Genomic DNA, 18,148 nt, shown 5'->3' on the forward strand with positions numbered 1-18,148 from the left:
GGGGAACGCATTCCAATTGTAGGAGCTGCCGCAGGCTGCGATCTTTTGATTTTTAGCTCAATTCAAGCCAGATCGGCGCATGGTCGGACGGTTTTTCCATCCCGCGCAATTCATAATCCACGCCCGCCGCCTTCACTCGCGGCAGCAAACCATGCGACGCCAGAATCACGTCAATGCGCAACCCGCGCTTCGGCTCATCTTCAAAACCACGGCTGCGGTAATCGAACCAGCTGAACATATCGGTCACGTCCGGGTTCAGGTGGCGATAGCTGTCGGTCAGGCCCCAATTCTTCAGGCGCGCCATCCACTCGCGCTCTTCCGGCAGGAAGCTGCATTTGCCGGTTTTCAGCCAGCGCTTCATGTTGTCCGGGCCGATGCCGATGTCGCAGTCTTCCGGGGAAATGTTCACATCGCCCATCACCACGACCGGTTGTTCGTTGTGGAACTGGCTTTCCAGCAGTGCTTGCAGATCGCTGTAGAAACGCTGCTTGGCGGGGAATTTGGTCGGGTGGTCGCGGCTCTCGCCCTGTGGGAAATAGCCGTTCATGATCGTCACCGGCACGCCATTGGCGTCGGCGAAGGTGCCCCAGATAAAGCGCCGCTGGGCGTCTTCGTCGTCGGTGGCGAAACCCTTGTGAATGGCGATCGGTTCCTGACGCGACAACATCGCTACGCCGTAGTGACCTTTCTGCCCGTGGAAGTACACGTGGTAGCCGAGGGCGCGGACTTCTTCGAGCGGGAACTGGTCATCGTGGACCTTGGTTTCCTGCAGGCCGATCACGTCCGGCTGGTGTTTTTCGATCAGCGCTGCCAGCTGATGCGGACGGGCGCGCAGTCCGTTGATGTTGAAGGAAACGATCTTCATGGTCGGCAGTCCTGGCAAAAGGGCGATGCTAGCTGACATGGGGGAGATGGGCCAGTGTGGGGTGGGAGAAATCATTTTGGGCTGTGGGATTTGTGGTGTCTGCAATGGCGCCATCGCGAGCAGGCTCACTCCTACAGGGGAACTCATTCCAAATGTAGGAGTGAGCCTGCTCGCGATAGGGCCCGCCCAGTCGATGAAGATCCAAGGTTGGTCTATACCTGTGGGGAACTGTGCCAACGCCAAAAGGTTCGTACCAACAAGAGCGCCGCCATTTGACGCGCCCCGGGGAGAATCACTGTCATGCCTGAAACCCAGACCGCCATCGCCGACATTCATATGCTCGACCGCGGTTATTCCCGCGAAGCCCGATCGCTGCTTTATCAGGCCTATCGCCACGAACCGACTTTCGGCTACCTGTTCGAAGCCGAGCGCCCAGGCTACGAACAACGCGTTCGCGCCACCGTGCGTGAATTGGTCAAACAGCATTTCCTCCAGGACTTGCCGGCCATCGGCCTGTTGGTCAACGACCGCTTGATCGGCATCGCCCTGATCGCGCCACCGCAACGACGCCTCGGCATCACCGAAAGTTGGGCCTGGCGTTTGCGCATGGTGCTGAGCACCGGTTTCCGCTGCACCCGCCGCTATCTCGAGTACCACGACGCGGTTTCCGCGTGCGTGCCGACCGAGTCAGTGCACATGCTGCCGCTGCTGGGCATTCATCCGCAGTTCCAGGGCAAACACTTTGGCGAGCAACTGCTGACCGCCGTGCACAACTGGTGCGCCGTCGATGAAACCTCGCAAGGCGTGGTGCTCGACACCGGCAATCCACGTTATCTGGAATTCTATAAAAGGCAGGGTTACGAGGAGATCGGCGAGGTTGCCGTCGGCCCGGTGCGAGAACACGTATTTTTCCACGCCAATCCGCAAGTGTTACAAACGGCGACTGCTTAAGCGTCGAACTTTTCGGGACAAGTCTTGATCTATCACGCTCCCAAGCTCGTGATAGCATCCGCGCCTATGAAGTTTCCAGGAAGATTTACCAGTGGCGTGCTCATGCTGTTATCCAGCTGCGCGGCGCTGGCGCAAAGTGAATTGGATGTGCGGATCAAACCGTCCAACGATGAACTGAAGGCCAATATAGAAGGCTATATCGGCAGCCTCGGTGACCGTGACGAAGAAGCCTTGCTGCGCTTCAGTCGCGGTGCCGAAGAGCAGGCGCGCAAAGCGGCCCAGGCGTTGGGCTACTACCAGCCGCAGATTGAAAGTGACGTGAAGGGCGGCGAAAAACCGCGCTTGGTGCTGAACATCGATCCCGGCGAACCGATTCGTCTGCGCAACGTCACCATCCGTGTCGACGGCCCGGCTGCCTCCCTCAAATCCTTTCGTGTACCGAAAAGCGACGTGCTCAAGTCCGGCGCGGTGCTCAATCATGGGCGTTATGAAGACGCCAAAAGAATTATTCAGAATCAGGCTTCACGCTTCGGCTTCTTTAGCGGCCACTTCACCAGCCAAAAACTCTTGGTCGACCCGCGCGCGGGTGTCGCCGATGTTGAGTTGATCTACGACAGCGGCCCGCGTTACGCGCTGGGCCGCGTCAAATTCGAAGGCGACACGCCGTTCGACGAAGACCTGCTGCAACGCATGGTGCCGTTCAAGGAAGGCGAGCCGTACGACTCGGAGCTGATCGCCGAACTCAACCGCGACCTGCAATCGAGCGGCTATTTCGAGGGCGTGCGCGTCGATGCCGCACCGACTGCCGCAAAGAATGATGTGATCCCGGTCGACGTCAAACTCGACACACGCAAACCGCGCACCATGGGCCTTGGCCTCGGTTACTCGACCGACGTCGGCCCACGTATCAAAGCCAACTGGACGCGCCACTGGGTCAACCCGCAGGGCGACAGTTATGGCTGGGAGGCCGAACTCTCGGCGCCACGGCAAAACGTCGGGCTGTTCTACGACATCCCGCTCGACCCGCCACTGACCGACAAACTGCGCTGGGCCGGCGGCTATCAATTCGAAGACATCGACGGCTCCGACACGTTGAGCAAACTGCTGACCTTCGGCCCGGAATGGCACAGCAAATTGCCGAGCGGCTGGCAGCGGGTGATCTCGCTGAAATGGCAGCGCGAAGAGTACGAACTCGGTGACGACTCAGGCCTGAGTACTTTGCTGATGCCCGGCATCAGCTACTCGTACCTGAAAAGCGACAACCGCATCGACCCGCACAACGGCTATCGCCTGAGCTTCGAAAGCAAAGTGGCGAAAGAAGGCCTCGGTTCGGATAACAACCTTCTATATGGCACCGCGCTGGTCAAAGGCCTGACCACGGTGTTCGACAAACACCGCTTGCTCGGTCGCGTGCAGGTCGGCGGCAGCGCCACCAACGGCTACAAATCGGTGCCGCCGTCGCTGCGCTTCTTCGCCGGTGGCGATCAGAGCGTGCGCGGTTACGATTACCAGAGCCTGTCCCCGGAGAACTCCGAGGGCGATCGCATCGGTGGCCGTTATATGGTCGCCGGCAGCGTTGAATATCAATACTCGATCGCGGAAAAATGGCGCGTGGCGACCTTCGTCGATCAGGGCAACTCTTTCAACAAACTCGAACTGCCGAACCTCAAGACCGGGGTCGGTATTGGTGTGCGCTGGGTCTCGCCGGTCGGGCCGATCCGCCTCGATCTGGCCCATGCACTCGACGACGACGGCGGCATCCGGCTGCACTTTTCCATGGGGCCTGAGCTGTGAAGCGTGGTTTGAAAATAACGGCACTCACGCTATTGGCGTTGGTGTTGTTGATTGTATTGAGCGTCGCCACGGTGCTCGGCACGCAGGCCGGCAGCCGTTGGGTGTTGGGTCTGGTGCCGGGCCTCAGCGTCGAGAATTTTCAGGGTCGCCTCGGCGGTCAGTGGAGCGCCGATCATCTGCTCTGGCAGCAAGACACCAGCCGCGTCGAGCTGAACAAGGCGATCTTCGCCTGGTCGCCGCTGTGCCTGACGCGCATGACGTTGTGCATCGAACAGCTCAAGGCTGATCAGGTCGTCCTGCAATTTCCGCCGAGTGAAGAAACCATTGAAAGCGGCCCGATCAAACTGCCGGATTTGCAATTGCCGGTGGCCATCGAGCTGGGCGACGTGCAAGTTGGTAGCCTGCTGTTCAACGGCAGCGAGCAACTCAAGGGCTTGCAACTGGCGGCGCACTGGACGGCGCAGGGCATGCAGATTGAAAGCATCAAATTGCAGCGCGACGACCTCAGCCTGAACCTGTCCGGCACCCTCGCGCCGACAGGTAACTGGCCGCTGAACATCGCCGGTGACCTGACGTTGCCATCGCCGGATAAGGGCCCATGGACGCTGGCGCTGAAAATCGACGGCGACCTGCTGAAAACCCTCAACCTGCACGCCGACAGTCGTGGCTACCTCGACGGCCAGTTGAACGGCGAGTTGCAACCACTGGTGGAAAACCTGCCAGCCAAGCTGCGTATCACCAGCGACGCGTTCAAACCGAGCGCCGATCTGCCGGACACCCTGCAACTTAATCAACTGCTGCTGACCGCCGAAGGCGACCTGAAAAACGGTTACCAGTTAAACGGCAACGCTGCGCTGCCCGCCGATAAAGGCCCGGTGGCGTTGTTGCTGAAGGGCAAAGTCGACGCCAGCGGCGCGCAGATTGCCGGCCTCGACCTGAGCGCCAACGACAAACAAAGCCTCAAACTCACCGGCAGCGTCGACTGGAGCAAAGGCCTCACGGCGCAAGCCAACATCAATTGGCAGGACTTCCCGTGGCACCGGCTCTATAACGAAATCGACGAGCCGCAAGTCGCTTTGCGTACCTTCACTGGCGAAGTCTCCTACACCGACGGCCAATACCTCGGCAACTTCGCCGCCGCACTGGATGGCCCGGCGGGCGCGTTCACTCTGAGCAGTCCGTTCAGCGGCAACCTGAAACAGATCGCTTTGCCGCAATTGAAAATGGAAGCCGGGCAGGGCAAGGCTGAAGGGCACGTCAACGTGCAGTTCGCCGACGGCATCGCCTGGGACACGGCGCTCGATCTCTCGGCGCTGAACCCGGCGTACTGGGTCGCCGAGTTGCCGGGCACCTTGGCCGGGCCGCTGAAAAGCAAAGGCGAGATGAAGAATGAGCGTCTGAGCCTGACCGCTGATCTCGACCTCAAAGGCAAACTGCGCGGGCAACCGGCGATCCTGCAAGCCAAGGCCGACGGCGCTGGCGAGCAATGGAACCTGAATGCCCTGCAAATTCGCCTCGGCGACAACAGCATCAACGGCAAGGGCAGTCTGCAACAGAAACTCACCGGACAGATCGACATCAAACTGGCGCGTCTGGCTCAGCTTTGGCCAGAACTGCGCGGGCAGATCAACGGCCGCGTCGATGTCGCCGGCACGCTGAAAGCCCCGCAGGGCAAACTCGGTCTGCAAGGTTCACAACTGGCGTTCCAGGATAATCGCCTGCAAAGCCTCAACCTCGACGCCACCCTCGACAGTGCGCAACGGGCGAAAATCGACCTCAAGGGCAGTGGCATTCAGGCCGGGGATACGTCTTTGGGCACGCTGACCGCCAGCGCTCAAGGCGACATCAAGAGCCAGAAACTCAGCCTCGACCTGCTCGGGCCGAAGCTGAAACTGGCCCTCGGTCTCGACGGCAATCTGGATAAGGGCAACTGGCGCGGCCGTTTGGCCAGCGGTGATATTCAGGCCGGTGGCCAGGACTGGAAGCTGCAAAACCCGGCCAAACTCGAACGTCTGGCTGACGGCAAAATCAACTTCGGCGCGCATTGCTGGCTGTCCGGCGGCGCGAGCCTGTGCGGTGAAGATCAGCGGCTGATGCCTGAGCCGAAACTGCACTACCACCTCAAGCAGTTCCCGATTGAAAGCCTCGCGCAATGGTTGCCAAAAGACTTTGCCTGGCAGGGCAAGCTCAACGTCGATCTGCAACTGGACTTGCCGGCGAGCGGCCCGAACGGTGTGATCAGCGTCGATGCCAGCGGCGGCACCTTGCGCATGAAAGAAAAGGATCAGTGGCTGGACTTCCCGTACCAGACGCTCAAGCTCACCAGCAAACTCACGCCGAAGCGCGTCGACACCGACCTCAACTTCGTCGGCGGCAAGCTCGGCGAACTGATGGTGCAGGCGCAGCTCAATCCATTGCCGAAAAACAAACCGCTGAGTGGCTCGTTCCGCCTCACCGGTCTGGATCTGTCAGTGGCGCGGCCGTTTGTGCCGATGGTCGAGAAACTCACCGGGCGCCTGAACGGCAGCGGCACGATCTCCGGTGGCCTGCTGGCGCCATTGGTCAACGGCACGGTGCAACTCAGTGACGGCGAAGTGTCCGGCGCCGAGTTGCCGATGGAGCTGCAGGATCTGCAACTCACCGCATTGATCGCCGGTGAATCGGTGCGTCTGGACGGCGGCTGGAAAAGCGGCAAGAGCGGGCAGGGCAGCTTGAACGGTAACGTCGCCTGGGGTCAGGCGCTGGTGGTCGATCTGGCGCTGAAAGGCACGCAGTTGCCGGTCACTGTCGAACCGTACGCCAAACTCGAAATGGCGCCGGATCTGAAAATTTCCATGGCCGGCGATGAGCTGAAAATCGCCGGTAAAGTGCGGGTGCCGAAAGGCGAAATCACCGTGCGTGAACTGCCGCCATCGACGGTGAAAGTCTCTGACGACACGATCATCGTCGGCGCCCAGACCGAAGAGGGCAAACCGCCGATGGCCATGAAAATGGACATCGATGTGGAGGTTGGCGACGACAAACTCGCCTTCGCCGGTTTTGGCCTGACCGCTAATGTGCAGGGGCATGTGCACATCGGCGACAACATGGACACCCGTGGCGAACTGTGGCTCAACGATGGCAAATACAGTGCTTACGGTCAGCGCTTGTCTGTGCGGCGTGCGCGCCTGCTGTTCGCCGGGCCCATCGATCAGCCGTATCTGGACATCGAAGCGATTCGCCAGACCGACGACGTGATCGCCGGTATTCGCCTGAGCGGCAGCGCCGAACAGCCGACCACGCAGATCTTCTCCGAACCGGCGATGAGCCAGGAGCAGGCGCTGTCCTATCTGGTACTCGGCCGTCCGCTGAGCACCAACGGCGAAGACAACAACATGCTCGCGCAAGCGGCGTTGGGGTTGGGCTTGATGGGCAGCGCCGGGGTGACCAGCAGCCTGGCCAAGGATCTCGGGATTCAGGACTTCCAGCTCGACACGGCGGGCAGCGGCGATGCCACCAGCGTGGTGGCCAGCGGCAACATTACCGAGAAGCTCAGTTTGCGTTATGGCGTTGGGGTGTTTGAACCGGCCAGCACCATCGCCTTGCGCTACAAGCTGAGCAAAAAGGTCTACGTCGAAGCGGCGAGTGGCGTCGCGAGTTCGCTGGATATCTTCTACAAGCGCGATTTCTAGACCGCGCTCCCCTCCAAAAACCGAGTCGCTTCCTTCGCGAGCAGGCCGCTCCCACAGGTGATACATGACCCTGTGGGAGCGAGCCTGCTCGCGAAGGCGTCTGTGTGTCCGACACAAAAACCAAGCCCACTGGTCAACTAATTGCTAAGCAACCTAACTATTGCGTTGACATTCGCTGCCTAGGCAGTAACATCTCGACATACATTCACTGCCTAGGCAGTTATTAGGTGAGCAAATGAAGCATTTCACCCCGGACGAATTCAAACACTGCCATCTCGGCCTGTTGCTTGGCCGTGCTGCGCTGCTCAAAGACCGGATCATCGACACCCACATGGAACCCCACGGCATCACCGCCGCGCAGTTCAAGGTGTTGATCATCATGGCTCAGTACGGCGTCGATACCCCGGCCGAACTGTGCCGGCATCTGTCGCTCGACAGCGGTTCGATGACGCGCATGCTCGATCGTCTGGAGCAGAAAGGTTTTCTGGCTCGCCAACGCAGCGAAGGCGACCGCCGTCAGGTGCAACTGACCCTGACCGAGCAAGGCCAGTTACTGGCCGATCGCCTGCCGCACATCGGCGCCGACGCGATGAATGAACTGGCGGGCGCCGTCACTCCGGACGAGTTGAAGACCCTGGAATACATCCTCAAGAAAATCCTGCTGGCAGCCGGTGACCCGATCACTATCCAGCGGTTAGGTGAACACAATGAGCGGTAAAACCTTGCGCAGCAGCCTCACGCTGGTGCTGTCGGCGATGATCCTCGCCGGTTGCGCCAACTACAGCGGCCTCGACACTCAAGGCCAAAACCTTGATGCGAAAAGCCTGAAAGTCGGCCAATCCCTCAACGGAGTGTCCCTGTCGCCAGCCGCATGGCCGAAAAGCGATTGGTGGACCAGCCTCGGCGATCCGCAACTCGACGGCTTGATCCGCGAAGCCCTGCACGACAGCCCTGACATGCAGATCGCCGCCGCGCGCGCCCACCAGGCCAGCGCCGCCGCCTATGCCGCCGATGCCGAACGCTATCCGACCCTCGACGCCAGCGCCGGCATCAGCCGTTCGCGCCTGGCCAAGGATCAGGATCCGCTGGGGCAGGGCGATGCCTACGCCACCGTGCGTAACGTCAGTGCCGGTTTCAATTACAACTTCGATCTGTGGGGCGGCCAGCGCGATGCCTGGGAAGCTGCACTCGGCCAGGCCCGCGCCGCCGAAGTCGATCGTCAGGCGGCACAGCTGACCCTCGCTGCCGACGTCGCTCGCGCTTACAGCGATCTCGGTCAGGCGCACATCGTTTATGACCTGTCCAACGACGACCTCAAACGCACCAAGCAGATGCTCAACCTGAGCCAGCGTCGCCTGAGTGCGGGGATCGACAGCCAGTATCAATACCAACAAACGCAAAGTCTGGAAGCCACGTCTGAGGCCAATCTGATCGACGCGGAAAAACGCCTGAACAGCGCCAAAATTGCGCTGGCCGTTCTGCTCGGCAAAGGCCCGGATCGCGGCAACGAAATTGCCCGGCCGAAAGTCCTGCAAGCCAGTGCTGTCGCGGTGCCGTCGGTATTGCCGGCCGAGCTGCTCGGTCGTCGTCCGGATCTGGTCGCCGCACGCTGGCGTGTAGAAGCGGCGAGCAAAGACATCGACTCGGCGAAAACCCGCTTCTATCCCAACTTGAACCTGTCGGCCTCGGCCGGTGCCGAATCTTTGTTGGGTGACGCGATGTTTGGTTCGGCCAGTCGCTTCTTCAACATTGCCCCGACCATTTCGGTGCCGATCTTCGACGGCGGACGCCTGCGCGCCAACCTCGACGCACGCGACGCCGATTACGATCTGGCAGTGGCGCAGTACAACAAAAATCTGGTGCAAGCACTAGGCGATGTCAGCGACACGATCAACCAGTTGCGTGATATCGGCCGGCAGATCGGCGCGCAGCAACACGCCACCGACATCGCTCAGGATTCTTACAACACCGTCGTCCAGCGTTACGGTTCCGGCATCGGCAACTACCTGGACGTGCTCAGCATCGAGCAGCAATTGCTGCAGGCCCAGCGTCAACTGGCCAACCTCAATGCCGAGCAGATCGACCTGTCGATTCAACTGATGCAAGCGCTGGGCGGCGGCTTCCAGGGGCAGACCCTGACCGCAGCCAACGCCACCCCGGCCACGCCGCACAACTAATTCAAGGTAATTGTCATGGCCACTGCCGAAAACACTCAAGCTCAAGACAACACCCCGGACAACGGCAACCCGCGCAAACGCAAAGTGATGCTGGTGGTGCTGGCCGTTGTCGTCCTGCTCGCCTGCGCTGGCGTATGGGCGTATCACGAATTCATCGGGCGCTTTAACGAAAGCACCGACGACGCCTACGTGAATGGCAACGTCGTGGAAATCACCCCGCTGGTCACCGGCACTGTGGTCAGCATCGGTGCTGACGACGGCGATCTGGTGCACGAAGGTCAGGTGCTGATCAACTTCGACCCGAACGACGCGGAAGTCGGCCTGCAAAGTGCGCAAGCGAAACTGGCGCGCACCGTGCGTCAGGTGCGCGGTCTGTACAGCAACGTGGATGGCATGAAAGCCCAGGTCAACGCGCAACAGGCCGAAGTGCAGAAGGCGCAGGACAACTTCAATCGCCGGAAGAACCTTGCCGCTGGCGGTGCGATTTCTCAGGAAGAACTGTCCCACGCTCGCGATGATCTGACCTCGGCGCAAAACGCCCTGGCCAACGCCAAACAGCAACTGAAAACCACCAGCGCGCTGGTCGATGACACCGTGGTCTCTTCGCACCCGGACGTGATGCAAGCCGCCGCTGAATTGCGTCAGGCTTACCTGACCAATGCGCGCAGCACCTTGATCGCGCCGGTCACTGGTTACGTGGCCAAGCGCACCGTGCAACTTGGTCAGCGTGTGCAACCGGGTACTGCGCTGATGGCGGTGATTCCGCTGGATCAACTGTGGATCGACGCCAACTTCAAGGAAACCCAACTGCGCGATATGCGCATCGGTCAGCCGGTGGATATCGAATCCGATGTGTACGGCAGCGATGTGAAATACAGCGGCACCGTCGACAGCCTCGGCGCCGGTACTGGTAGTGCGTTTGCGCTACTGCCTGCGCAGAACGCCACGGGTAACTGGATCAAGATCGTTCAGCGTGTGCCGGTGCGCATCCACATCAATGCCGAAGAACTGGCCAAGCACCCGCTGCGCGTCGGTCTGTCGACCAACGTTGAAGTGAACCTGCACGACCAGAGCGGCCCGATGCTGGCCCAGCAGCCACCGCAAAAGGCCTCGTTCACCACCAATATCTACGATCAGCAACTGGCCGACGCCGACGCGATGATCGCGCAACTGATCCACGACAACAGCGCTGCGGCGAGCAAAACCGCGCAACGCTGACCTGCACTGACTTTGTAGGAGTGAGCCTGCTCGCGATAGCGGTGTGTCAGACCCAATTTCCTCGACTGATACACCGCTATCGCGAGCAGGCTCACTCCTACAGGGCTGCGGCGACCATCAGGTTCCATAGGATTCACAATGAGCAATAACGCTTCTTTCACGCCGCCCAGCCTGTTGCTCAGCACCATCGGTCTGTCGCTGGCGACGTTCATGCAAGTGCTCGACACCACCATCGCCAACGTGGCGTTGCCGACGATTTCCGGCAACCTCGGGGTGAGTTCGGAGCAGGGCACCTGGGTGATCACTTCGTTCGCCGTGAGTAACGCGATTGCGCTGCCGTTGACCGGTTGGCTCAGTCGGCGTTTCGGTGAGGTGAAACTGTTTCTGTGGGCGACGATTCTGTTCGTGCTGGCCTCGTTTCTCTGCGGTATCTCGACGTCGATGCCGGAACTGATCGGCTTCCGCGTCCTGCAAGGCCTGGTCGCCGGGCCGCTCTATCCGATGACGCAAACCCTGTTGATCGCGGTCTATCCCCCCGCGAAGCGAGGCATGGCCCTCGCGTTACTGGCGATGGTCACGGTGGTTGCGCCGATTGCAGGCCCCATCCTTGGTGGCTGGATTACTGACAGCTACAGTTGGCCGTGGATCTTCTTCATCAACGTGCCAATCGGGATTTTTGCGGTGATGGTGGTGCGTTCGCAACTGGCCAAGCGGCCGGTGGAAACCAGCCGCCAGCCGATGGACTACGTCGGTCTGATCACGCTGATCATCGGCGTCGGCGCGTTGCAGGTGATCCTCGACAAGGGCAACGACCTCGACTGGTTTGAGTCGAATTTCATCATCATCGGCGCGGCGATTTCCGTGGTGGCGCTGGCGGTGTTCGTGATCTGGGAAATGACTGACCGCCACCCGGTGGTCAATCTGCGGCTGTTCGCTTACCGCAACTTCCGCATCGGCACGCTGGTGCTGGTGTTAGGTTACGCCGGCTTCTTCGGTATCAACCTGATCCTGCCGCAGTGGTTGCAAACGCAAATGGGCTACACCGCGACCTGGGCCGGTCTGGCCGTGGCGCCGATCGGGATTCTGCCGGTGCTGCTGTCGCCGTTTGTCGGCAAGTACGCGCACAAGTTCGACCTGCGTTTACTCGCCGGCATCGCGTTCCTGGCGATTGGCTTGAGCTGCTTTATGCGCGCCGAGTTCACCAACGAAGTCGATTTCCAGCATATCGCGCTGGTGCAACTGTTCATGGGCATTGGCGTGGCGCTGTTCTTCATGCCGACCCTGAGCATTCTGATGTCGGACTTGCCACCAAACCAGATCGCCGACGGCGCCGGTCTTGCCACATTCCTGCGGACGTTGGGCGGCAGCTTCGCGGCTTCGCTGACTACCTGGATCTGGATTCGTCGGGCTGACCAGCATCATGCGTATATGAGCGAGAGCATCAGCACGTATGAACCGGCGACGCGGGAGGCGCTGAACCAGTTGGGCGGGGCGAGCAACCCGGCGTATGCGCAACTGGATCATGTGCTGACCAGTCAGGCGTATATGTTGTCGACCGTGGATTACTTCACGCTGTTGGGGTGGGGGTTTATGGGGTTGATCCTGATTGTGTGGCTGGCGAAGCCGCCGTTTGCCGCGAAGGCAGGCCCGGCCGCTTCGGGGCACTGAGGTCAAAAGCCCCTCACCCTAACCCTCTCCCGGAGGGAGAGGGGACTGACCGAGATGGATGTTTGAACTACACCGACTTGCAATACCGAGTCGAACTCAGGTTTTGAAAAGCCCACAAATCGGCTCCCTCTCCCTCGGGAGAGGGCTGGGGAGAGGGCTGGGGTGAGGGGGTGGCGATCTTCAGCCGTGCGGCAATGCCAGCGGTGGGGCGAAGTCGAACGGCGCCAGCGCATAGCCGCTCTCATCCACCTGCAACGCCCAACCCTGACGATCCCAATCCCCCAGCACAATCCGCTTTGCCGCTTCATCACCAATCTGCAACTTGTGAATCGCCGGGCGATGGGTGTGGCCGTGGATCAGGGTTTTCACCCCAAACTCCTGCATGATCCGCGGAATCTCCTCCGGTGTGACATCAACGATGTCATTGGCCTTCATCCGCGTCTGTGCCTTGCTCTCGTTGCGCAGTTTGCGCGCCAGTTTATGGCGGCTGCTCAGCGGTAGATTGCGCAGGATAAACAGGGTGACCGGATTACGCAGGTAGCGGCGCAGCTTCATATAGCCGACGTCGCGGGTGCAGAGGCTGTCGCCGTGCATCAGCAGCACCGGCTCGCCGTAGAACTGCACGACACTCGGGTCTTTCAGCAGGGTGCAGCCGGCTTCTTTGCAGAACGCCTTGCCGAGCATGAAGTCGCGATTGCCGTGCATCAGAAAAATCGCCGTGCCGCTGTCGCTCAATTGGCGCAGGGCCTGGCAGATGGAACGCTGGAAGGGCGTCATGGCGTCGTCGCCAATCCACGCTTCAAAGAAGTCGCCAAGAATGTACAACGCACTCGCCGAGCGGGCGCGTCCGGCGAGCAAATCCAGAAACGCCCGGGTGATGTCCGGGCGCTCCTCTTCCAGATGCAAGTCTGAAATCAGCAATATCACGCTTCGATGATCTCGGCTTTCTCGATGATCACGTCGTCTGCTGGTACGTCCTGGTGGCCGGACTTCATGGTGGTCGACACGCCTTTGATCTTGTCGACAACGTCGGTGCCGGCGGTCACTTTACCGAATACCGCGTAACCCCAGCCCTGAGTGTTCTTGCCGCTGTGGTTGAGGAAAGAGTTGTCGGCAACGTTGATGAAGAACTGCGCGGAAGCCGAATGCGGCTCCATGGTGCGGGCCATGGCAACGGTGTACTTGTCGTTGGAAAGACCGTTGTCAGCTTCGTTCTGGATGCTTGGACGCTTGTCTTTCTTTTCTTTCATGCCTGGCTCGAAACCGCCGCCCTGGATCATGAAGTTACCGATGACACGGTGGAAAACAGTGTTTTCGTAGTGACCGGCTTTCACGTACTCGATGAAGTTGGCGACGGTGATCGGCGCCTTGTCAGCGTTCAGTTCGATGACGATGTCGCCATGGTTGGTGGTCAGTTTGACTTGAGTCATGATCGCTTCTCTTTAGAGGAATTCGTGGTTTTGGGACATCGAGCCCCCAAACCGGTTCAGCCAGCGTGGGCCAAGGTGCGCAGTTTAGCGTGACAGGCGCGAATTTCGAGGCAGTTTTTCAAATCCCGGCGATTAAATGCATGCCTTTATAGGGCCTGCTCTGTCAGCCCCTTGACAGCATCGGCTATGATAGCGGCTTTGTTTTGTCTGGCCCCCACTGCGGCCGCGCACCTGTAAGTCAAGGATCCTATGAGCAAGCCCACTGTCGACCCTACCTCGAATGCCAAGTCCGGCCCCGCCGTGCCGGTCAATTTCCTGCGGCCGATCATCCAGGCAGACCTGGACTCGGGCAAGCACACCCAGATCGTCACGCGTTTCCCGCCTGAGCCCAACGGCTACCTGCACATCGGCCACGCCAAGTCGATCTGCGTGAACTTTGGCCTGGCCCAGGAGTTCGGCGGCGTCACGCACCTGCGTTTCGACGACACCAACCCGGCCAAGGAAGACCAGGAATACATCGACGCGATCGAAGCCGACGTCAAATGGCTGGGCTTCGAATGGTCCGGCGAAGTGCGCTACGCCTCGCAGTATTTCGACCAGTTGCACGATTGGGCCGTTGAGCTGATCAAGGCTGGCAAGGCCTACGTCGACGACCTCACGCCTGAACAAGCCAAGGAATACCGTGGCAGCCTGACCGAGCCGGGCAAAAACAGCCCGTTCCGCGACCGCTCCGTCGAAGAGAACCTCGACTGGTTCGCCCGCATGCGCGCCGGTGAGTTCCCGGACGGCGCCCGCGTGCTGCGTGCGAAGATCGACATGGCCTCGCCGAACATGAACCTGCGCGACCCGATCATGTACCGCATCCGCCACGCCCATCACCACCAGACCGGCGACAAGTGGTGCATCTACCCGAACTACGACTTCACCCACGGTCAGTCGGACGCCATCGAAGGCATCACCCACTCGATCTGCACCCTGGAATTCGAAAGCCATCGTCCGCTGTACGAGTGGTTCCTCGACGCGCTGCCAGTGCCGGCGCACCCGCGTCAGTACGAGTTCAGCCGTCTGAACCTCAACTACACCATCACCAGCAAGCGCAAGCTCAAGCAACTGGTCGATGAAAAGCACGTGCATGGCTGGGACGACCCGCGCATGTCCACGCTGTCGGGCTTCCGCCGCCGTGGCTACACGCCGAAATCGATCCGCAACTTCTGCGAAATGGTCGGCACCAACCGTTCCGACGGCGTGGTTGACTTCGGCATGCTCGAATTCAGCATCCGTGATGACCTCGACCACACTGCGCCGCGTGCCATGTGCGTCCTGCGTCCACTGAAAGTCGTGATCACCAACTACCCGGAAGGCCAGGTCGAAAACCTCGAACTGCCGCGCCACCCGAAAGAAGACATGGGCGTACGCGCGCTGCCGTTCGCCCGGGAAATCTACATCGACCGTGACGACTTCATGGAAGAGCCGCCAAAGGGCTACAAGCGCCTGGAACCGGCCGGTGAAGTGCGTCTGCGCGGCAGCTACGTGATCCGTGCCGACGAAGCGATCAAGGACGCCGATGGCAACATCGTCGAACTGCGTTGCTCGTACGACCCGGAAACCCTCGGTAAAAACCCTGAAGGCCGCAAGGTCAAAGGCGTGATCCACTGGGTACCGGCCGCGGCCAGCGTCGAGTGCGAAGTGCGTCTGTACGATCGTCTGTTCCGTTCGGCGAACCCTGAGAAGGCTGAAGACAGCGCAAGTTTCCTCGACAACATCAACCCTGATTCGCTGCAGGTACTCACCGGTTGTCGTGCGGAGCCATCGCTTGGCAATGCGCAGCCGGAAGACCGTTTCCAGTTCGAGCGCGAAGGCTACTTCGTCGCCGATTTGAAGGACTCGAAACCAGGTCAGCCGGTATTCAACCGTACCGTGACCCTGCGTGATTCGTGGGGCCAGTGATTCAGCGTCAAGGAAATTAAAAGTGCTGACGATTTACAACACGCTCACCAAGAGCAAAGAAGTCTTCAAACCGCTGGATGGCAACAATGTGCGCATGTACGTCTGCGGGATGACCGTGTATGACTACTGCCACATCGGCCACGGCCGCAGCATGGTCGCGTTCGACCTGGTGACCCGCTGGTTGCGCTTCAGCGGTTACAACCTGACGTACGTGCGCAACATCACCGACATTGAAGACAAGATCATCAATCGTGCCCGCGAAAACGGCGAGCCGTACGACGCGCTGACCGAGCGCATGATCACCGCGATGCACGAGGACGAGGCGCGTCTCAACATCCTCAAACCGGACATGGAGCCGCGTGCCACCGATCATATTCCGGGCATGCTGAGCATGATCCAGACCTTGATCGACAAGGGTTACGCCTACGCCCCGGGCAATGGCGACGTGTACTACCGCGTCGCCAAGTTCATGGGCTACGGCAAACTGTCGCGCAAGAAAATCGAAGACCTGCGCATCGGCGCGCGTATTGAAGTCGACGAAGCCAAGCAGGATCCGTTGGACTTCGTGCTGTGGAAAGCCACCAAACCGGGCGAGCCAAGCTGGGAATCGCCGTGGGGCGCAGGGCGTCCGGGCTGGCACATCGAGTGCTCGGTGATGTCCACCTGCTGCCTCGGCGAGACCTTCGACATTCATGGCGGCGGCAGCGACCTCGAGTTCCCGCACCACGAAAACGAAATCGCCCAGAGCGAAGCGGCCACCGGCAAGACCTACGCCAACGCGTGGATGCATTGCGGCATGATTCGCATCAATGGCGAGAAGATGTCCAAGTCCTTGAACAACTTCTTCACCATTCGCGACGTGCTGGAAAAATACCACCCGGAAGTCGTGCGTTACCTGCTGGTGTCGAGCCACTACCGCAGCGCGATCAACTACTCGGAAGACAACCTCAAGGACGCCAAAGGCGCACTCGAGCGTTTCTACCACGCGCTCAAAGGCCTGCCGACCGTTGCACCGGCGGGCGGCGAAGCGTTTGTTGAACGCTTTACTACGGTGATGAACGACGACTTCGGTACTCCGGAAGCGTGCGCGGTGCTGTTTGAGATGGTGCGTGAGATCAACCGTCTGCGTGAGAGCGATCTCGATGCGGCGGCGGGTCTGGCGGCGCGTCTGAAAGAACTGGCGAGCGTGTTGGGTGTGTTGCAATTGGAAGCCGATGACTTCCTGCAGGCGGGCGCTGAAGGGCGTGTCGATGCGGCTGAAGTTGATGCGCTGATTGCTGCGCGTCTGGCGGCTCGGGCCGGGAAGGATTGGGCTGAGTCGGACCGGATTCGTGATCGGTTGACGGCGATGGGTGTGGTGTTGGAAGACGGCAAGGGTGGGACTACCTGGCGTTTGGCTGACTGATGGCCTGATGTGCTTCCCATCTGGATAACAAAAACCCGCCTTGCGCGGGTTTTTTTTGAGTTGCCTAACGTATCGACAAGTATTCGGCTGTTTTTGGATCGTGACCAGTCGATGCCGGAAAAATCAGTATCGACCTCGCCTAAGTTTTTTTCGCAACAATATAGATGATGTCACTTGGCAAGAGCCGCAAAAACGGTAAAGCCACAGCGATCGCGCAATAAATAAAAACCTTGGAGAGTGTTCCCAGTTTTCCGGTATAGGAGATTCTGGTGTAAAGGCCGTCGAGCCCAAGGGTTGGGAGTGTTCCGGACTTAATTATAGTAAATTGTTTATTTGTTAATAGGCGCGACAGATTCTTGCTGTTGAAATAGTGAACATGTGGAGAGGGTAGATTCTTTTGCCAGAGTCTTTCGAAGAACCCGATCTTCCCTGTTCGACAAAATAGCTTCGAAAGTCTGTAAAAAAAACCGTCGCTGCTGGGTAGATTTAGTACTAATAAGCCGCCTTTGTTTAAGCGTTCATGACATGCTCGCAGCACATTGTCTATATCCGGTATATGTTCAATTACGTCGTTGAAAACAACCACGTCGAACGTTTCAGATTGTTCCAGCGCGTCAGGAAAATAACCTTTACGAACGGGAAGACCTTTTGCAGTAGTGGATCTAAACACCGCTTCGTCAGGTTCTATGCCAAGTACATCAAATTTCTTCATGGCGGCCTCGACGAACCATCCATGTGCGCAACCTACATCCACTAAAGTTTTTCCGGAGTTTCCGATATGGGATATGGTGTTGATAAGTTTGTTGAAGTTGCTTCTCCGGATTTGATGAAGACCCGTTTCTCGATCACTTTCATTAATAAGTTCGTGTGATGAAAAGTCATTGATTGTTGGCTGTAAATCACTTTTTTCATAGCGACAAGTCATGCATTTGAAGTGCCAGGCTTGGATGCCCGGAGCAAGAACACCGTTGCAAATAGGACAGATTTTATTCATGTGGGCCTCTATAGCACAATCGGCTATT

At 59.3% G+C, this 18,148-nt stretch carries 13 protein-coding genes; 9 read left to right on the plus strand and 4 right to left on the minus strand.

Features of this window, described 5'->3' with window-relative positions; translation table 11 throughout:
• Positions 1 to 52: 52 nt before the first annotated feature.
• The gene (gene xthA / locus ACP3TY_RS08245; protein ID WP_053121696.1) at positions 53 to 865 is read right to left on the minus strand and encodes an exodeoxyribonuclease III; all 813 of its coding nucleotides are present in this window, start codon (positions 863 to 865) and stop codon (positions 53 to 55) included.
• Between the two features lie 300 nt (positions 866 to 1,165).
• Between xthA and ACP3TY_RS08250 the strand changes: the two genes are divergently transcribed.
• The 7 genes from ACP3TY_RS08250 to ACP3TY_RS08280 all read left to right on the plus strand — a co-directional run bounded on the left by ACP3TY_RS08250 (position 1,166) and on the right by ACP3TY_RS08280 (position 12,344).
• Positions 1,166 to 1,816: a GNAT family N-acetyltransferase gene (locus tag ACP3TY_RS08250; RefSeq protein WP_053121694.1), complete on the plus strand. Its 651-nt coding sequence runs from the start codon at positions 1,166 to 1,168 to the stop codon at positions 1,814 to 1,816.
• A gap of 66 nt (positions 1,817 to 1,882) precedes the next feature.
• Entirely contained in the window at positions 1,883 to 3,610 is a 1,728-nt protein-coding gene (locus tag ACP3TY_RS08255; RefSeq protein ID WP_159813937.1) for an autotransporter assembly complex protein TamA, read from the plus strand.
• Positions 3,607 to 7,281, plus strand: coding sequence for a translocation/assembly module TamB domain-containing protein (locus ACP3TY_RS08260; protein ID WP_426619694.1), 3,675 nt, complete (start codon positions 3,607 to 3,609; stop codon positions 7,279 to 7,281). Before ACP3TY_RS08255 ends, ACP3TY_RS08260 begins: the two co-directional genes overlap by 4 nt.
• Positions 7,282 to 7,516: 235 nt before the next feature.
• A complete protein-coding gene (locus ACP3TY_RS08265) occupies positions 7,517 to 7,999 on the plus strand; it encodes a MarR family winged helix-turn-helix transcriptional regulator (RefSeq protein ID WP_212551215.1) in 483 nt (160 codons plus the stop codon).
• Complete coding sequence (locus tag ACP3TY_RS08270) at positions 7,989 to 9,458, plus strand: efflux transporter outer membrane subunit (protein WP_426619695.1); 1,470 nt, start codon at positions 7,989 to 7,991, stop codon at positions 9,456 to 9,458. The genes ACP3TY_RS08265 and ACP3TY_RS08270 overlap by 11 nt, the downstream gene beginning before the upstream one ends.
• 15 nt (positions 9,459 to 9,473) lie before the next feature.
• Complete coding sequence (locus ACP3TY_RS08275; RefSeq protein WP_212544715.1) at positions 9,474 to 10,676, plus strand: efflux RND transporter periplasmic adaptor subunit; 1,203 nt, start codon at positions 9,474 to 9,476, stop codon at positions 10,674 to 10,676.
• Positions 10,677 to 10,814: 138 nt separating this feature from the next.
• Positions 10,815 to 12,344, plus strand: a complete 1,530-nt coding sequence (locus ACP3TY_RS08280) for a DHA2 family efflux MFS transporter permease subunit (RefSeq protein WP_053121684.1) — start codon at positions 10,815 to 10,817, stop codon at positions 12,342 to 12,344.
• A gap of 180 nt (positions 12,345 to 12,524) precedes the next feature.
• Here the strand turns inward: ACP3TY_RS08280 and lpxH are convergent, their stop codons facing one another.
• Both lpxH and ACP3TY_RS08290 read right to left on the minus strand, forming a co-directional pair.
• Positions 12,525 to 13,271, minus strand: a complete 747-nt coding sequence (gene lpxH, locus ACP3TY_RS08285; protein WP_426619696.1) for a UDP-2,3-diacylglucosamine diphosphatase — start codon at positions 13,269 to 13,271, stop codon at positions 12,525 to 12,527.
• Entirely contained in the window at positions 13,268 to 13,774 is a 507-nt protein-coding gene (locus ACP3TY_RS08290) for a peptidylprolyl isomerase (RefSeq protein WP_053121679.1), read from the minus strand. The genes lpxH and ACP3TY_RS08290 overlap by 4 nt, the downstream gene beginning before the upstream one ends.
• A gap of 249 nt (positions 13,775 to 14,023) precedes the next feature.
• Here ACP3TY_RS08290 and ACP3TY_RS08295 point away from each other — a divergent pair, with 249 nt between their 5' ends.
• Entirely contained in the window at positions 14,024 to 15,721 is a 1,698-nt protein-coding gene (locus ACP3TY_RS08295; protein ID WP_008082132.1) for a glutamine--tRNA ligase/YqeY domain fusion protein, read from the plus strand.
• Positions 15,722 to 15,743: 22 nt separating this feature from the next.
• Positions 15,744 to 17,126: a cysteine--tRNA ligase gene (gene cysS, locus ACP3TY_RS08300; RefSeq protein ID WP_426619697.1), complete on the plus strand. Its 1,383-nt coding sequence runs from the start codon at positions 15,744 to 15,746 to the stop codon at positions 17,124 to 17,126.
• Between the two features lie 139 nt (positions 17,127 to 17,265).
• Here cysS and ACP3TY_RS08305 read toward each other — a convergent pair whose 3' ends face one another.
• A complete protein-coding gene (locus ACP3TY_RS08305) occupies positions 17,266 to 18,120 on the minus strand; it encodes a class I SAM-dependent methyltransferase (RefSeq protein ID WP_426619698.1) in 855 nt (284 codons plus the stop codon).
• Positions 18,121 to 18,148: the final 28 nt, after the last annotated feature.

Origin of the sequence: Pseudomonas rustica (genome assembly GCF_049959085.1) — a bacterium.
GTDB lineage: Bacteria > Pseudomonadota > Gammaproteobacteria > Pseudomonadales > Pseudomonadaceae > Aquipseudomonas > Aquipseudomonas rustica.